This is a genomic window from Verrucosispora sp. ts21 (assembly GCF_002879555.1).
In the GTDB taxonomy this organism is placed as follows: Bacteria; Actinomycetota; Actinomycetes; order Mycobacteriales; family Micromonosporaceae; genus Micromonospora; species Micromonospora gifhornensis.
This window is the reverse complement of sequence record NZ_PNOZ01000010.1, coordinates 1-16,160: the sequence shown is the minus strand read 5'-3', so window position 1 is coordinate 16,160 and position 16,160 is coordinate 1. Positions and strand designations below refer to the sequence as shown.

Genomic DNA, 16,160 nt, shown 5'->3' with positions numbered 1-16,160 from the left:
GTGGACCTCCCCGGGGTGAGGGAGGTGTCCACGACCGCGAGCATCTGTCGCTCCCGGCTGCCTATGCCGATTGCGCTCCGCCGCCTCGCCGTCGGGGCACCACAGCCGCTGTTGCCTCGGCAGCGGCGTGCGAGAGCTCGGGGAGGACATCGCCGTAGAACTTGGCGGTGAAGTGGGGGTTGGAGTGCCGGAGCCGACTGGAGATCACCTTCATCTGGACGCCAGCAGCCAGGCCCATGGTCGCAGCGCCGTGGCGGAGGTCGTGGAGCCGGATAGGTGGAAGCCCGGCCTTGCTGACGAGGTGGTGGAAGTGGTCGGTGACGTCGGCGGGGTGAAGCCGACCACCGGTGGGGGTGGTGAAGACGAGGCCGGTCTTGGTCCAAGCGGCGCCGGCGGCGAGGCGTTCACGGTGTTGGCGGGTGCGGTGGGCGCGTAGGATCTTGACGGTTTCGGCGTCGAGGGCGACTGCGGCCTCGCTGTCGCTGGTTTTCGGGGTGTCGATGGCAGTGGCCCAGCCGTGTTGAACAAGTTGCCATCGGACGACGAGGGTCTGGGCGTCGAGGTCGATGTCCTCCCAGTGCAGGCCGCAGGCTTCGCCCCGCCGGAGGCCGGTGAAGGTGATCAGGTGGTAGAGGGCGTAGAGCCGGTCATTTGCGTCGTGGGTGTGATCGAGAAACTCCCCGGTCTGATCGGGTGTCCAGATCATGACGGGGCTGGGGATCTTGCCGGTTTCGCGCCAGGCCTTGACGCGTTGGTCGGTCCAGACGGTCGGCCTGGGCGGCCGGGCTGGGGGTAGCTCGACCATGAGGGCGGGGTTGATATCGATGAGCCGGTGGCGGCGCATCGCGTCGTTGAGCGCTTTGCGCAGCGTGGCGTGGATGCGGTGCTGGCTGGCCGGGCCGACGGTGCGCTGGCCTTTGACTTGGTCGCGTTTGGCGGGGTCGCGGCTGGCGCGCAGGGTGGTAATGGTGGTGTTGCGTTCGTCGATGGCGTCGTACATCGCGTCGATGTGGCCGGGGCGGAGCCGGTCGATGCGCAGGTGGCCGAGGTACGGGATCAGGTACAGCCGGATGTGCCCTCCGTAGGAGCGCAGGGTGCCGGTCTTGATGTTCTTGCGCCCGGCGAGCCAGTCGGTCAGGTACGCCTCCATCGTGGGCAGCTCAGTCGGGGTGATGTCCAGGTGCAGCGCGCGCCGGACCTGGTCCGGGCTGGGAACGGGCGCACCGGTCTTGACGGCGGCCTCGATCAGGTCACCGGTGTTCGCGGTGGTGTGCGGATCGGTGGGGTCGGGGACGGCGAGCGCGGCCCGGATGCGGTCCAGGACGGCGTCGGCGTCGGCCTGGGTGGCGTACGGGCCGTGTCGGAGTGGGCGGCGGGTGCCGTCGGCGCGGGCAGGGATCTCGATCTGCCAGTGCCAGTGGCCGTGGGTGCGGGACCAGCCGCCGCCGGGCCGGCGAAGCTGAGGACAGGAGCGTCCCAGTCGCCGGCCTGTGACGCTGTCGCGGCAGCCGCAGCGTTTGAAGGTGGATCCCTTCACTCATCGTCTCCTGGATGCTTCGTGTGGTGCCGCCAGCGGTGTCGGGTGGAATCCGCTGGTGGCGGGGTCATCGCATCCACGCTCGCCTTCGCGTCGGCTTCAAGTCGTCGGTCGTTATCGGTCGGAGCAGGGTCGTCGACCAGCAGAAGCTGGAGGAGGCCGGCGATGGGGACGATGATGCGGCTGCCGGCCCGGATCAGCGGTACAGGGAACCGGTCGGTGGCGGCGAGCCGGTACGCCTGCGATCGGCTGATCCCGAGCACCGATGCAGTGGTGGCGAGGGTGGTGGTCACGCCGAGGGCACGGATGCGCTCGACCGTCCACACCTCCCCGACGCCAGGCGCGGTGGTGCTGTCGGTCGTGGTGCGGGTGGTTTGGTCAACGGGATTCGTGGGGCTGTTCATGATCAGCGTTCTCCTGGTCGTGAGATGGATGACTGTGCGGTAGGAGCGGGGTGATCCCGCCGGGGTCGACCGGCGCAGGAGTGGCTACTCGGTCACCTCTGCCCCGGTTCGGTGACAGCGGCGATGGCGTCGGTTTGGTCGGCATGACCGGTTCCACGATCAGCTCGGGTGGTGCCGACGACTCGGCCTTGAGGGTCTTGAGCAGTTCGGATACTCGGGTGTTGGACACGGTGTGACCGGCTGCGCGGAGGGCTTCGGCGAGCGCCGCCCGGGTCAGCGCCTGCCCGTACGCGGCGAGCCGGTTCCGAATCTTGCGCGCCGCCAGCAGCAGCTCGGCCACGTCGCCGGACGGCTGCGCGGACGGTCCCCGGTCCGCTCGCCGCTGCCGGTCCCGTCCGCCATGTCGGCGACGAGCCTCCGGTGAGCGGACGGTCCGGGTGCTGGATGGCTCCCCCGCCGTGACAGCGGACCGTACCGTCTCGTCCGGCCCGCTGTCCGGAACGGTCCGTCTGGCCTCATCTGGCCGGTAGTCCACAGCCGGGCGGGCGGTGGCGGGTGTCGCGGTGCTGGTCCGGCCGAGGGCGATTTTGACCATGACGAGGAATCCGAGCGCGGGTACGGCGGCGGCGACCCAGCCGATGACCGAGGGTTCGGCCTCGACGACCTGCGCTGCCAGGGACAGGGTGACGGCGCAGGCCAGCACGGTGGCCGGGAATACGGTGGAGGTGTGGGCGCGTTTGCGGCGGCGCAGTTCCAGGCCGGAGGCGATGGACATCAGCTCCAGGACGATCGCGTCGGCCCAGGCCAGCCAGCCGGGTTGGCCGTGCGCGGCGGCCACGTTGTGCACGTGGGTGAAGCTGGCCGCCCCCGCTGCGCCGCCGATCGCCAGCATGATGACGACCTGGACGCTTCCCTCGACGCGACTGCCGCGAGGACTGGCGTTCGGGTCAGGGATCGGTGCCGTCGTGGCCGATCACCTCCCCGACCCAGACCGGGGCGACGGCCCGTCCGCCAGCCGCAGGCGGCCGGTCCAGATGGCGGACCGGCCCGGCGTCGGACAACTGTCGGCACGCGGCCCAGACGCCGGCTGCGGACCGCCTGCCACGGACGCCGGACGGGGACGCGGTCACATCGCGGTGGGAGCGGACGTCCGGGGCTCTCACGGATCTGTCAGCACCGGCCGAGCCGCTCACGACAGATCCGTGACAGACGCCAGCCCTCGCAGTCCGCTCCTCAGCAGAGGTAACGTCCTCCGCCGTTGTGCTGTCGCCGATCACGCGGCCTCACCCGCCCGGCTGGAGACGTCAACGGCATACCCGGGCCAGATCCGCCAGCCGCAGCCGCTGCCCTTCCCCGCCGGCCACGGCCCACACCGCCTCTGCCGGGCCAAGGCCCGCCGTCGCGGCGTGGTCGCGGGCCCCGGTGGCAACCGGCACCGACAGCGGCCCGTCGGCCAGCACGCGGCGCAGGTTGCGCTCCCGAGCGGCCGAGTGCAGCCAGAACAGCACCGGCCACGCCCGCCCGATCGTCGCGAACAGCTCCCGATAGCCGTCCACCTTGCCGGCCAGGATCGACAACTGCTCGGCGCCGGTGTCGTACTCGACAAAGAACGGCACCTCCACACCGTCCTCGACCCACCGGCCGTAGCCGTCCGGGCGCACCCGCGGCTGATACGCCCGCACCAGCCCCGGATCCAGCCGGCTGGTGAACGTCCCGGCGCGCTGGCACACCACCTCCGGCAACCACTCCACCAGCCCGGTGCCCGGATGAGTACGGGCATGCCCGGCCAGGTCGGTGAAGAAGCCGTTCACCCCAAGGCGGTGCGCGAGGCTGCGGGTCGAGGTCCACCGCCGCCGCTCCACCCGGGCGTGGTCCCGCCGCGGCAGGCGTTCGTCGCGGCTGGCCGCGACGACCTCGGCGCCGAGTTGGTCGATGACGTAGTGGTACGGGTACGAGCCGCCGTCGGCCCGCTGCGGCCGGAACCGGGCCACCAACCGCAACCGGTACAGGGTCCGCAGCCGCCGCTGACAGAAGTCCAACGACGGGAACAGGGCGTTCGCGAGCTGGAACGATGTCAGCACGCCGTGGTCGTACAACCAGCCCAGCAGCACACGATCACGGCCGGTCAGCTGGGACTGGACCCGAAGGACCGGATCATCCACCAGCTACCACCTCCTTTCCGGGAACGGAATGCCAGCCCCAGGGGGAGAGACCCGAGACCAGGCAGGGTCTGTCGCAGGACAAGCCGACGGCGCTGACAGACGCGCTGACCTGCTGTGTGAGAGGAAACAGGGGGTCGCTTCGGGGGTCCGGCTGAAGACTGACGTCAATGCTGACGCCAAGCCCGACCCCCGAACGGGGATCAAGCCGGAACTCGTCACTGCCAATGCCTACGGCAATCGTTGAAGGTGTCAACGAAAACACGTGAACTCCTTGGTTGAGGATGTGGAATGTGGTCCTGGTGGCCCGGTCCGGGCACGACAGCGCCGCCGGAGCGGAAAGAGCCCGGTGAGATGCATCCCGGCGCCGCCCTGCCGTGGTCGCCGTCAGCGGCGCGTGAGTGCCGACCGCCGGGAGCGCCGGCGCGACGAATGGCCTTGGGGCAAGCGCGTGGAGGTAGCCGTTGGCGGGGCGAGGGCTTGCCTCTCGGTCATGTCCGCCCCTGCGCCGCGTCCCTTGCTGTTCCTCGACGTGGACGGCACCCTCATCCCGCTCGGCACACCCACGGCGGGTCAGCAGGGGATGCGGCACGGCCACACCGAGACACCGGTCCCATCGGCCGACGCCCATCCCCTGCTGCACAAGGTCAATCCGGAACACGGCCGCCGGCTGAAGGCCCTGCCGTGTGATCTGGTGTGGGCGACGACATGGATGAGCGACGCGAACGACGTGCTCGCACCGCTACTCGGGCTACCTGCCCTGCCAGTCGTGGACTGGCCCGACTCCGACGAGATTGGCGTCCTGCACTGGAAGACCCGTGGGCTGGTCGAATTGGCGCACGGACGCCCCTTCGTCTGGATCGACGACGAGATCTCCCACGCCGATCAGCAGTGGGTATCGACTCACTACCACGGTCCGGCCCTGCTGCATCGGGTCGACCCACGCCGCGGACTGACCGAGCACGACTTCACAGTCATTGAGAGTTGGCTCATGCAGGCGCGGTAGGGCGAGCTCCGTGCCGTCGCAGTCGCCGTGCTTGGCGGGCTGTCTGGCCACTCGGGACCGGCGTTGGCGAACGGTGCCGACACCGGTAGCCGGCTTGGCTGCTCTACGGGGACGGAAAGTTCGGTAGCAGGTCGTCGTCGCGTCCGGTCTGGGGTAGCCCGGCGGCAGCGGCGATGGCCTCCCGGTGGTCTCGGGTAGGACGAGTTCGTCGGGCCAGCCCAGGACGTCATGGGCGGCGTACCACCCGCTCATGTGCTCGGCGGTGAACTCACTGACCTGCGGGCGGGTGAGGTGCCGGCGCAGGGTCTCGGCCAGGGACACGTCGAGGTAGCAGAACAGCGACCGCCCTCGATGGCCGTCCCGCAGGGCGGTCAGCATGCTTCGGTAGCGGCTGCTGTGCAAGATGCCTTCCAAGACCACGTGGTAGCCGTGGTCGAGGGCGAACCGAGCCGTCTGCGCGATCAACGCTGGTGCGACACCGCCGAGCTTGTCTCGCTCGCGCAGCAGGATGCGGCGCAGGTAGTCCTGCTCGATCAGGGCGCAGCCCCGGCCGTGCCGGCGTCGTAGCTCGCGGGCGATGCTGCTCTTACCCGAGCCGGAGTTACCCCGGATGCAGACGAGGATCGTGTCCGGGCTGCCGGCGGGTTCAGCGACCACGATGCCTCCTCGGCTTCAGTCGTTGCGAACGGTGAGGTCGAGGGCGGCGACGGTCAGCTGGGTGAGGTCGGGAAGTTGGTCCTCGCCGAGGGTGACGCCGCGCAGGTTGTCCAGCGGCGTCTTGACGCCCTGGAGCCGGCTGCCCCGCAGGTCGGCCCCGTCGAGGTGGCAGGAGTCAAGTTCCAGACCGCCCAGGTCACATGATCGCAGTGCCATGCGCGGCAGTCGGCAGGAAGACCACGCGCCGTTGGTAAGAGTGCAGTCGATGAACGCGACCGAGCCGGAGGCGGTGACACGTTGAAGGGTGGCGTAGTCGAAGCGGCAGCCGTCGAACAGGACATCCTTCAGGCGCACGTCGGTGAGTCTGGTGCCGGTGAACCGGGAGCCGGTGATCGCGCACCGTTCGATGGTGATGCCGGTCAGGGTCGCTCCGGAGAAGTCGGTGCGGGTGATCTCGCAGCCGTAGAGGCTGCTGGCTTCCCAGGTGCTCTCGCTCAGGTCCACGCCGATGATCAGGCTGCTGCGGATGCTGACGTCCTCAAGGTGCGAGCCGTGCCACGCGGCGCCCTCGACGAGGGCCTCGGTGAGGCCGCCGTCCAGGTCCATCGTGGTGTCGAGGTCGTCCGGTTCGAGGTCCGGCAGCAGGACCTTCACGTCGCCGATCGTGGTGGTGCGCATGTGTCCTCAACCTGTGTGGGGGCGGGGTGGGCACGCCACCCCGCGCGCCCCGTGGCGGGGGCTACTTGTTCTTGTTCCAGTTGTCCCAGCCGGGTCGACTGTCGAACTTACCCTTGTTATCCCAGGTGGGGCGGTTGTCGAACTTCGCCGCGTCGATCGACACTACCGACCGCTGCGGGTCAACGCCGAGGCGGGCGAGTTGCTCGGGTGCGGCGTGAACGAGGACCGCGAGTGCGTTGGTCATGGTGCTCCTCCGTAAGGGGTGAGGTGATCCGCGGCGGCGCGGACGAGGGCCTGTCGGGTGGTTCGGCAGTAGGTGGTCTCGCGGGCGGTGAACGTCGCGTGCTCGAAGTAGCGGTTGCCGGCCTGGGCGCCGCGGCAGAAGTCGTAGAAGGCGCAGAGGTCGGCGCAGTCGTTGAGGGCCGTGACGAACTCGGCGACGTAGTCCAGGTCGCCGGCGCGGGCGAGCACGGCGGTGATGGGTTGCTGGAGGACATTGCCGGCAATGAAGTCGCCGTATCGCGGCTCGTTGATGCCGAGCAGTTCCGGTGACAGCAGGACCACTTGCCCGTCCCAGGAGACAGTCGGGATCGGCTCGTACGGTGCGTGGTCGATGTGTCCGGCGCGGGTGGCGGCGAGATAGTCCGCCAACCGGTCCACGTCGCGGATCCGCAGCGGGTTGCCGCCGACGCGACGTTTGATGAGGTGCTGCCAGAACCGGTACGCCGCATCCTCCGACACCGGTGCCCGGTCGGTGCCCTCCTGCTCCTCGATGTTGAAGCCCACCGACTGACAGCCGGGCAGACCGGTGAAGAAGTCGACGAGGGCTCCCGCATGGTCGATGGTTTCCGGGGTGACCACACAGATCACCGAATACGGCACCCCTGCGTCGGCCAGGCTCTGCATGCCGCGCAGGGTTCGGGCGTCCGTCGGGTTGCCGGCCCGGTCGAGGCGGTTCCGGTTCAACGCGCCCGGTCCGTCGATGCTGACCCCGACCTCGAACCCGTAGGCGGTGAACAGCTCGCACCACTGTTGGTTGATCAGCGTCGCGTTCGTCTGGATCTCGTGACGCACCATCCCCGCGCGCCGCAGCTCCTCGAACGGGGCCAACAGGTCCCGGAACAGCCCGATGGGTGTGGCGGTGGGTTCGCCCCCGTGCCACACGACGCTCACCGGATGACCGCTGTTCTGCTGGGCTATCGACTCGGCGCAGGCCTGCGCGACCGCGCCGCTCATCAGGCGCCGGGATCTCCGGTCGGGCAGGTAGCAGTAGGTGCAGTCGAGGTTGCAGAAGCTCGTCGGCTGCACGACCAGAGTGTGGAACCTGCCGGCGACCGCCGGTTGGCCGGTGGCGTTGATGAGGCCGATGCCGTTCACGAGGGGGCCTCCTCAATGCTGGCGACCGTGGGGGTACTGACGCGGTAGGTGTGGGTATGCCGGGCCGGCCAGCCGAGGAACCGGTCGAACATGTCGGCGGCGCTTCCCGTGACGCTCGGGTTGAGCCGGTGCAGGTCATCGATCGCGTCGTGCAGGCAGCTGGCCAGGTAGAGGAACAGGCTCACCGGCACTTCTCGGTACTCGGCCAGGAGCGCGAGCTTCGCCGCGCCGCAGGGCCACGGCTGCCCGCACCGGCGGCACAGCCACAGCGGGCGCATCGGCAGATGCTCCACCCCGGCTGGCGCCAGCCGATTCGCCGAAAGACGACGCTGCTGGCCGGTCACCGGCGACCGCCCTCGCGGGCCTGCTGCTCGAACAGCCGACGCCACACGAAGGTGAGCAGCGGCGGATCAGCCGGCCACACCTGCCACTGCGAGGACGTTCCCCTGGGCTCGGTGCGTCGGGACTGGCCGACCATGGCGTTACGCGAGACGTACACCGTCATGCCGCCACCCCCACCAGGGACGATGAGCGGCGGGCTCGCCGGGGGAATGGCGAGCCCGCCGCCGCATCACGGCGGCTGGGAGCAGACCGCCGATCACCCACCCGCGCAGCCCTCATGGCGGTACGCAGGCGGGGAAGGCGCCGAGACAGTTCGCTCCCGGAAGGGCCGAGCCAGCGGCCCAAGCCGTGGTGCGGTGCGCCGCTCATCGATCCCTCCATCTGCAGCTCCCTGTCAGTCATCCCTGACACCGGCATCGACACACGCCGGTGATCCGGGGTGAACTGAACGTAGGGGCGGTCCGTCCGGAGGACCGGGAAAATCCGTACCGGGTCCGGCGGCCTTCAGCGGGCAGGGTGATGGTGTGCGAGGGATGACGGACGACATGACGATCGGCCAGCGCGTCGCCTTCTACCGGCGCCGGCGAGGGCTCTCCCAAGAGGTGCTGGCCGGTCTGGTCGGCAAGACGCAGGAGTGGTTACGCAAGGTCGAGACGAACCGCGCCGACCTGGACCGGCTGTCGGTCATACGCGCGATCGCCAAGGCCCTCGACGTGTCCCTCGGCGACCTGATCGGTGCACCGCGCCTGTTCGAGTGGTCGGACGACTCAGGGCGCGAGACCATCCCGGCCTTGCGGGCCGCGCTTCACGACTATCGTCACCTCGCGCCAGCGCTGGCCCGCACGGGGGACGTCGAGGCTCCTGCCTTGCGCGAGATCGAGAACGATGTCGCCGAGATCTGGACCGCCTACCAGCACTCGCGGTACAGCACCCTCGCCTGCCGGCTGCCCTACCTCATCCACGACTGCCTCACCGCCACCGAGGCGTACGACGGAGACGACGGCCAGCGCGCGCATGCGATGACCGCCTACGCCCACCAACTCGCCGCGTTGTTCCTCACCAAGCTCGGCGAAGGTGACCTCGCGTGGACCGCCGCCAGCCGAGGGCTGGCCGCCGCCAACGCCAGCCACGACCACGTCGTCATCGGCTCACTCAGCCGCTCCGCCGCGCACTCACTGGCGTCCATCGGTGAATACGCCCAAGCCCGCGGCCTCGCCGCCACGGCAGCACAGTTCCTGGAACCACGCCTCGCCAAACCCACTCCGCAACTGCTGTCGGTCTATGGCAGCCTGCACCTCGTCTGCGCGCTGGCCGCCGCTCGAGACGACGACCGCGCCTCGGCCGACACCCACATCGCCGAGGCCGATGCCGCCGCGCAGCGGCTCGGTGCCGACGGCAACCACGTGTGGACCGCGTTCGGGCCGACCAACGTGTCGATCCACAAGACGACCGTGGCGATGGAACTCGGCGACGTGCAACGCGCCATCGCCATCGGCGCCCCACTCGACACCAGCACCGTGCCCGTCGAGCGGCAGGTACGGCACGCCATCGAAACCGCCCGAGCCCTCGCACGGTGGAACCGCATCGACGACGCGCTCGCCGCGCTTCTGGACGCCGAGGTCATCGGCCCCGACCAGGTCCGCTACCACCAGCTCTCCCGCGACCTCATCCGGGACATCCTCACCCGCCCCCGGCCACCTCGACTGGCCGTCGAACTCAGCGACCGGATGGGCGTCCGGTCGGGAAGGCCGCGCTGGTAGCTGGGCTCAGATCAGCCGGCTCGTGTAGCCAGCCGCTACCAGGCGCTCGAAGGCCGCCCGTACCTCGTCCGGCATCTCCTGCGGTATCGCGAACCCGCGATCCGCGTACACCTCGATCCGCTGCGTGTCGCCCACCAGCATGTCCACCACCCGCCGTGGGTCACCAATGCTGCGCACATAGCCGTCCAGATCGAGCGGGTTCGACGCGCACACCACCTCGACCTCCGGCCACATCAACCTGCAGGTGGCGTAGGCCCGACGCTGCTGGTAGGGCCGCGACATGATCAGCACCGACCGCACCGCGATTTGTCGTTCGGCCAGGAGCGCGCGGGAGTACTCGAGGTTCTCGGCGGTGTTCGTGGCACGCGGCTCCACGAGAACCGCTTCCGGGGGCACACCCTGCTCGACGGCGTACTCGCGGTAGTGCACCGCCTCTCCACGCGGGAACCTTTCGGCAGTGGTCGGGGCGTTCGCACCGGTGAAAACGATCCATGGGAACAGGCCTGCTTGAAACAGCCGCGTTGCGACCACCGCAACGCCGAGGTCATGGCTGCCCAGCCCGATGCCCACGTCGCACGGGCTGAGCTCGTGGCGCATGTCGTGGTATCGCCACAGCGTCTCCACGTCAGCCCGGATCTCGTCTGGGAGCACGTGGGTCGGCACCGCGGTCTGCCGATCCATCAGCGCCCGCCAGGTAGGGCAAGCGCTGGAGTTTGATTCACGCCCCGTTCCCTCATTGCGTCAGCGTAGGGCAGGCAGGGCCGACCACCAGCAGCGCCATCGGCAGCCGCGCCCTCCATCGGCGCCAACTCGCGCATCTGAACCTACAACGCCATCTCGCCGGCATCTAGGATGGCCGCACCGAGCGCGAAGCGAGCCGCGCGATCTGCGGCATGTGAGTGCCACGAGAGTTTCAACATGATCTACACCAGGCCCCCATCAAGCTTTTCTAGTCCTCACCGCCCGATCTCAGCTTTAGCCTTTAAGCCGCCCGGATGCCGGCTCTTATCAATTCCGACGGTGAGTCAGTCGCTACTATTGCACTCCGACGCGCGCAATTGGCCAGCCCTGCGGCCTGCCCACTGCAATAGTCGCCTCCCAATGTGGTGCGCCATCCGATTCGAGGGGACGTTCGCACCTGCATGTCCAGTGCTCGACCAAGTCAACCTCGGCTGGGGGCCAGAACTTAAACCGCAGCATCGAAAAATCCGAACGCTGCTTTTCCATGACAAGGTCCTCGAACACGATCCTCACCGGCACCCCAGCGCGGCAGAGAAGCGGCATCGATAGCGTCATCGGGTTCGGGCTTCCAGACCGATAGACGGCCTCGCCAACAACGCGGTAGGTACGAGCTGGGGTAAATTCGTAGACCAGCCGGTGATTCTTCTCTAGTTCGGGCACGGTATTCAGCGACTCGCGAACTACCTGAAAACCGTCCGGCCCAGGCATAACGGGCCGATACGCCTCGTGATCCCGGTCAAGCTCAAGACGCGCCACCTTTCCGTCTGCATCAGCCGACTTCTCCGCCGCGCGAGCGGCAACGTTAGAGCTATCGGCCGCAGCCTCGGCCGCCTTGGCCGAGGTGCCGGCGTGCATGGCGGATTCGCGACCTGCTATGGCGGATTGGTGGCCCGAGTAGGCCGACCATATAGAGACACCGAGCGCTGCGATGCTGGCTACGAGAGCGGCGAGCGCGATCCAGAAGCCGCCGGTGTCGGTCCACGATGGTGCGGAGAGTGTGATCACGGCGGTGAAGCTTAGCCAGCGGCTGTGTTCCACTCCATCGTCCGGACGGTCGGGGTAGCGAGAAGGCCATGATCAGAATCAAAATCTCAAGTGGCGGTTGGTGGCATCGAGCCCGTTGCCTGGATCGAAGGATCGGACGGGTCGATGGCCGCGCTGCAGATCGCTGCCCGCCGCTCTGGCGGTAGCGGCGCTGGGCATTCCGGCCCTTGTCCTGGAAGGCTGGCTGAACAAGCCTCCTCCTCTCCTAATGCGAGCTCGGCGCCCGTCACTGGCACGGTGCCAAGTGCCTCGTGGCCGGCCGCTCTGGACCAGTGTCGGACAAGGCGTAGAGGATTACGGCGAGTTCGTTTCGTGCTCGTGAGACGCAGATAAACGGGAGTCGCCGGCTCCGATCGACAGTGATGTCCTTGCCGCTGGCCTTGTTACGGCTATCTGGGCGTCCCCCTGAGATGTGGACACCCTGAGACTGGACGTTGGTCCAGAGGAAGGGGTGTCCCTGTTGGGGCGTCCATCGAAGTACACGGAAGAGTTCCAGCGTGACGCGGTTGACCTGGTGCACTCGTCGGGGCGGCCGATCAACCAGGTCGCCCGTGAGCTCGGAATGAGTCACGAGACCCTGCGGAACTGGGTCCGTAAGCGGGAGCGGCAGACCGGCACGGGTCCGGCATCGGGTGGGGACACGCCATCGGTGGGGGACAAGGACGCTGAGATCGCCCGGCTGCGGCGTGAGGTTGCTGAGTTGCGGCAGGAGAAGGAGATCCTGCGTAAGGCGGCCGCGTATTTCGCGAAGGAGATGGATCGGTGACCAGCCGCTTCCGGTTCATCTCCACCCACCGCGTCACCTACGGCGTCAAGCGGCTGTGCCGGATCCTGGCGGTCTCCCGCTCCGGGTTCTACCGCTGGACGGCCAGCGAGCCGGCCCGGCAGGCTCGCGCCGCCGACGAGGACGCCCTCGCCGAGCAGATCACCGTGGTCCACACCGACTCCGGGGGCACCTACGGGTCGCCGCGGGTGACCGTCGAGCTGCGCGCCCACGGCGTGCGGGTCAACCGCAAGCGGGTCGAGCGGATCATGCGGCAGCGTGACGTGGTGGGCCGGCATCTGCGCCGCCGCAAGCGCACCACGATCCCCGACCCGGGCGCCCCGCCGGCACCGGACCTGATCGGCCGAGACTTCACCGCCGCCGCACCGGACCAGCGGTGGTGCGGCGACATCACCTACCTGCGTGTCGGGGCCGGCTGGTTGTTTCTGGCGACGGTCATCGACATCGCCACCCGACGCCTGATCGGCTGGTCGATCAACACCCACATGCGCACCGGCCTGGTCATCGACGCTCTCGACGCCGCAGTCGCTGCCCGTGGCGGCCGGGTCGACGGGGTGATCTTCCATGCGGACAGGGGCGCCCAATACAGCAGCGGCGCCTTCGCTGATACCTGCCAACAGCACGGCGTGCGCCGCTCGATGGGGCGAACCGGCTCGTCGTATGACAACGCCCTGGCAGAGGCGTTCTTCGCCACTCTCAAACGTGAACTCGACGTCGACCGACGTCGCTGGGCCACCGAGACCGACGCCCGCCGCGACGTGTTCCGATGGATCGCCTTCTACAACCACCGCCGACGCCACTCCGCGCTGGACTTCCTCAGCCCCGCCGACTACGAACAGACCCTCACACCGACTACGCTGCACCAGATCGCGGCATAAGCCGGTGTCCACATCCCGGGGGGAACCTCAATCGGCGTCGGAAAGCTCTGCAAGTCCGAGGAGCTTGGCGCAGGAGTGGGCTGTCAGTGTTCCTTCTCGGCAGAAGCGGATACTCCATGCGGCCGGCGCTCCTCAGGGTGCCCGATCCATGGCGGCTCCCACGCATTCACTTACTTCGGCCCAACTACGTTCGAATCAACCGGGATAGCTCCGGCTGAGGAGGGAGGTCGATCAGCCGGTGACGTGCGGTGCCCTCCACCGGCACCCCCCACACCTGCTCGTGCGGTCGGTGGTGGTGCAGCAGGTCGACGGTGGTGATCGCGACCGGTGCCCGCAATGGCCGGCTCACCAGATCAGCGAGCAGGTTGGCCTCCCGTTCCGCGTCCCGAGCGATGACCAGCACCACGCCGACCGGCAAGACCGGGTCAGTGCGCCGATAGCCAGCCAGAACAGCACCGAGTCCGAGAGTTGACCGCTCTCGTTCGGCGATCACCTCACCAACCGGGCCGGGATCGACGTGCACCAGGAACCGCAGACACCGGCCGTCCTGCAGCCACACGCCGTACCCGTCAGCACGCAGATGCGCCAGGCCCCGTTCCCGCAGCCACACCGACGTGTCCAAAGTCGTCAACCACTGGAACAGCCCACACCGGGCGGGCTCCTGGCGTGACACCGCGAGCAGCGGCAGGAACAGCAGGTAGTGTGCCGCACCCCAGTCCCGCTGACCCAGACGCAACGGCACCGGCCGCCCCGACAAGACGAGATCACGATCCAGCAGCTCGGTGCCCTCCCCGGTGATCCTGTACCACCAGGCGTGCGCCCGGTCCTCCGCCGACCGTTCCCGGCCCACCAAGCCCATGGTGTGCAACCAGGTGAGGTCCCGGTGCGCGGTCAACCGCGGCACCCCCGCCACCACCGCGATGTCGCTCGTGGTGGCCCAGCCGTGCAATGCCAGGAACGACAGGATCCGCCACCGCCGAGGCGACAGCTCACGATCATCGGCCACCCATCGATGATCCCCCACCCCGTCGACGCCCCACCATCCCGGCGATCCGGCACCGCGGTGACGCCCCGAGGGGACTCCCGCACCCTCAAAACGGGGTTTGTGAGACGTTTTCCATAATCACTGTTCACCGGATCAGCCGAAGAGTTGACGACGGAAGCCGCAGAACCGGCATACCGCGTTCCGCCAAGATCGCCGGACCCCGGCTCCGATCCCATTCGGGAACCGCCCACCGAACCGATCCGGAACCACCGACAGCCGCAACCCCCGGCCGCCCGACCATCCCGCGCCGCAGCCACCGACCGCGTCCCGAAGCACCCCGCCGTGTCCCACCAACGACACCCTGGTCCACCGGCTCCCGAGCACCCACCGAGCCACCACCACCCACGCCCGGACACGACAAAGGCCCCGACCCAGTGTGAACCACCAGGTCGGAGCCTTGCTCGTTGGTGCGCCGCCAGGGACTCGAACCCCGAACCCGCGGATTAAGAGTCCGCTGCTCTGCCAGTTGAGCTAGCGGCGCTCGTTGGCAACGGGGAGAAACGATAGCAGGCCGCTGGTCGGGCCCGCCGCCAGGAGGCGTATCCGCTCGGGGACGTTCACGCTGTGATCACGGCGCGCCGTCCGCGCAGCTCGCCCTGCTCGATCATGTGGTGCGCCTCGGCGACCTGGGACAGCGGCAGCGGCACCACCGCGCGCGGGGCGAGCCGCCCGGCGGCGAGCATCCGGTTGACCGCGGCGGCGGCCTCGGCCAGTTCGGCGGTGCTGGCGTGGGAGATGACGAAGCCGATCACGCTGCGGTCGTTCATGTAGAGCGCCCCGACCGGCAGCACCGGCCGGGACCGGGCGCCGGCGAGCAGCACGATCCGCCCTCGCAGCGCGAGCAGGTCCACCACCGTTTCGAGGTCGTTGTGCCCGGAGGTGTCGAGGTAGACGTCGATGCCGTCGGGGCAGGCCGCCCGGAGCCGGTCGGCCAGGCCGGGGGCGTGGTGGTCGAGCACCTCGGTGGCTCCGGTCCGCCGGCAGAACTCCGCGTCCCGTGGTGACGCGGTGGCCACCACCCGGGCACCAGCCGCGGCGGCGAAGGCGACCAGGGCCGCCCCGACGTTGCCGCCGCCACCGGCCACCACCACGGTCTCCCCCACCCGCAGCCGGCCGTGCACGAAGAGCGCCAGGTACGCGGTCGCGCCGGGGTGGGCCACGGTGACGGCAGTCGCCGCAGCTACCCCCTCCGGCAACCGGTAGAGCCGCTCCACCGGTACCACTGCCTGCTCGGCGGCGGCGCCCTGCCGGCCGTCGTACCCCAGGCTGTTGCACCAGACCAGGTCGCCGGGGTGGAAGCCGGCGGTGCCGGGACCGGTCTCGACGACCCGGCCGACCAGGTCGCGGCCGACTACGAAGGGCATCGGCAGCGGCGTCGGGTACGCCCCGGAGCGGACGAAGGTGTCGACGTGGTTGACAGTGGTGGCGACAAGGTCGACGAGGACGTCGGTCGGGCCGGGGCGGGGCGCCGGCAGGTCGCCGTAGCGGATCTCGGTGACCGGCCCCGGGCGCTCGATGTAGGCGGCTCGCATCGCCTCATTCTGGCCGCCGGCCGGGTGGCCGCCGCCAGGATCCGGATCTCCCGGCGTCGTGATCCGAGTCGTGGGGAGACGAATCAGGCCCGGTCCACCGGACCGGGCCTGTCGTGTGATTGCTGGTGCGCCGCCAGGGACTCGAACCCCGAACCCGCGGATTAAGAGTCCGCTGCTCTGCCAGTTGAGCTAGCGGCGCTCGTTGGCAACGGGGAG

Annotated in this window: 15 protein-coding genes, 2 tRNA genes and 2 pseudogenes; 3 read left to right on the top strand and 16 right to left on the bottom strand. The window is 69.0% G+C overall.

Features of this window, described 5'->3' with window-relative positions:
* Positions 1-61 precede the first annotated feature (61 nt).
* The 4 genes and pseudogenes from C1A38_RS06310 to C1A38_RS06290 all read right to left on the bottom strand — a co-directional run bounded on the left by C1A38_RS06310 (position 62) and on the right by C1A38_RS06290 (position 4,103).
* Positions 62-1,537, bottom strand: coding sequence for a tyrosine-type recombinase/integrase (locus C1A38_RS06310; RefSeq protein WP_102656882.1), 1,476 nt, complete (start codon positions 1,535-1,537; stop codon positions 62-64).
* Positions 1,534-1,941: a helix-turn-helix transcriptional regulator gene (locus tag C1A38_RS06305; protein ID WP_102656881.1), complete on the bottom strand. Its 408-nt coding sequence runs from the start codon at positions 1,939-1,941 to the stop codon at positions 1,534-1,536. The genes C1A38_RS06310 and C1A38_RS06305 overlap by 4 nt, the downstream gene beginning before the upstream one ends.
* Positions 1,916-2,833 carry a DUF2637 domain-containing protein gene (locus C1A38_RS06300; RefSeq protein ID WP_102656880.1) on the bottom strand — a complete coding sequence of 306 codons (918 nt, stop codon included), beginning with the start codon at positions 2,831-2,833 and terminating at the stop codon, positions 1,916-1,918. Before C1A38_RS06300 ends, C1A38_RS06305 begins: the two co-directional genes overlap by 26 nt.
* Positions 2,834-3,214: 381 nt before the next feature.
* Positions 3,215-4,103, bottom strand: a pseudogene (locus C1A38_RS06290) (replication-relaxation family protein).
* Positions 4,104-4,617: 514 nt separating this feature from the next.
* Between C1A38_RS06290 and C1A38_RS06285 the strand changes: the two are divergent.
* On the top strand, positions 4,618-5,106 hold the full coding sequence (locus C1A38_RS06285; RefSeq protein WP_102656878.1) for an HAD domain-containing protein: 489 nt from the start codon (positions 4,618-4,620) through the stop codon (positions 5,104-5,106).
* A gap of 103 nt (positions 5,107-5,209) precedes the next feature.
* On the opposite strand, the pseudogene C1A38_RS06280 reads toward C1A38_RS06285, so the two are convergent.
* The 6 genes and pseudogenes from C1A38_RS06280 to amcA (C1A38_RS31305) all read right to left on the bottom strand — a co-directional run bounded on the left by C1A38_RS06280 (position 5,210) and on the right by amcA (C1A38_RS31305) (position 8,323).
* Positions 5,210-5,763: pseudogene (locus C1A38_RS06280) on the bottom strand (kinase).
* Between the two features lie 15 nt (positions 5,764-5,778).
* A complete protein-coding gene (locus tag C1A38_RS06275; RefSeq protein WP_102656877.1) occupies positions 5,779-6,441 on the bottom strand; it encodes a pentapeptide repeat-containing protein in 663 nt (220 codons plus the stop codon).
* Positions 6,442-6,502: 61 nt separating this feature from the next.
* Positions 6,503-6,685, bottom strand: coding sequence for a multiple cyclophane-containing RiPP AmcA (amcA, locus tag C1A38_RS06270; RefSeq protein ID WP_102656876.1), 183 nt, complete (start codon positions 6,683-6,685; stop codon positions 6,503-6,505).
* Positions 6,682-7,818: a cyclophane-forming radical SAM peptide maturase AmcB gene (gene amcB / locus C1A38_RS06265; RefSeq protein WP_102656875.1), complete on the bottom strand. Its 1,137-nt coding sequence runs from the start codon at positions 7,816-7,818 to the stop codon at positions 6,682-6,684. The genes amcA (C1A38_RS06270) and amcB overlap by 4 nt, the downstream gene beginning before the upstream one ends.
* Positions 7,815-8,162 (bottom strand): hypothetical protein, encoded by a 348-nt coding sequence (locus C1A38_RS06260; RefSeq protein ID WP_102656874.1) that lies wholly within the window; start codon positions 8,160-8,162, stop codon positions 7,815-7,817. Before C1A38_RS06260 ends, amcB begins: the two co-directional genes overlap by 4 nt.
* Positions 8,159-8,323, bottom strand: a complete 165-nt coding sequence (gene amcA, locus C1A38_RS31305; protein ID WP_199180099.1) for a multiple cyclophane-containing RiPP AmcA — start codon at positions 8,321-8,323, stop codon at positions 8,159-8,161. The genes C1A38_RS06260 and amcA (C1A38_RS31305) overlap by 4 nt, the downstream gene beginning before the upstream one ends.
* A gap of 370 nt (positions 8,324-8,693) precedes the next feature.
* On the opposite strand from amcA (C1A38_RS31305), the gene C1A38_RS06255 reads away from it, so the two are divergent.
* A complete protein-coding gene (locus tag C1A38_RS06255) occupies positions 8,694-9,920 on the top strand; it encodes a helix-turn-helix domain-containing protein (RefSeq protein WP_199180098.1) in 1,227 nt (408 codons plus the stop codon).
* Between the two features lie 6 nt (positions 9,921-9,926).
* On the opposite strand, the gene C1A38_RS06250 is transcribed toward C1A38_RS06255, so the two are convergent.
* Both C1A38_RS06250 and C1A38_RS30705 read right to left on the bottom strand, forming a co-directional pair.
* Positions 9,927-10,601 (bottom strand): YdcF family protein, encoded by a 675-nt coding sequence (locus C1A38_RS06250; protein ID WP_102656873.1) that lies wholly within the window; start codon positions 10,599-10,601, stop codon positions 9,927-9,929.
* Between the two features lie 354 nt (positions 10,602-10,955).
* Entirely contained in the window at positions 10,956-11,666 is a 711-nt protein-coding gene (locus C1A38_RS30705) for a hypothetical protein (protein WP_146017459.1), read from the bottom strand.
* Positions 11,667-12,165: 499 nt separating this feature from the next.
* Here C1A38_RS30705 and C1A38_RS06240 point away from each other — a divergent pair.
* A protein-coding gene (locus C1A38_RS06240; RefSeq protein ID WP_502696921.1) for an IS3 family transposase occupies positions 12,166-13,367 on the top strand; the annotation gives its coding sequence in 2 pieces (ribosomal slippage) (positions 12,166-12,450 and positions 12,453-13,367; 1,200 coding nt in all).
* A 184-nt stretch (positions 13,368-13,551) separates the two neighbouring features.
* On the opposite strand, the gene C1A38_RS30700 is transcribed toward C1A38_RS06240, so the two are convergent.
* From C1A38_RS30700 to C1A38_RS06215, 4 genes are all read right to left on the bottom strand, one after another.
* Positions 13,552-14,373 carry a helix-turn-helix domain-containing protein gene (locus tag C1A38_RS30700; RefSeq protein ID WP_233196666.1) on the bottom strand — a complete coding sequence of 274 codons (822 nt, stop codon included), beginning with the start codon at positions 14,371-14,373 and terminating at the stop codon, positions 13,552-13,554.
* A gap of 444 nt (positions 14,374-14,817) precedes the next feature.
* A tRNA-Lys gene (locus C1A38_RS06225) sits at positions 14,818-14,893 on the bottom strand.
* A 76-nt stretch (positions 14,894-14,969) separates the two neighbouring features.
* Positions 14,970-15,944, bottom strand: coding sequence for an NADPH:quinone reductase (locus tag C1A38_RS06220; protein WP_102656870.1), 975 nt, complete (start codon positions 15,942-15,944; stop codon positions 14,970-14,972).
* Between the two features lie 123 nt (positions 15,945-16,067).
* Positions 16,068-16,143: transfer RNA gene (locus tag C1A38_RS06215), tRNA-Lys, on the bottom strand.
* Positions 16,144-16,160: the final 17 nt, after the last annotated feature.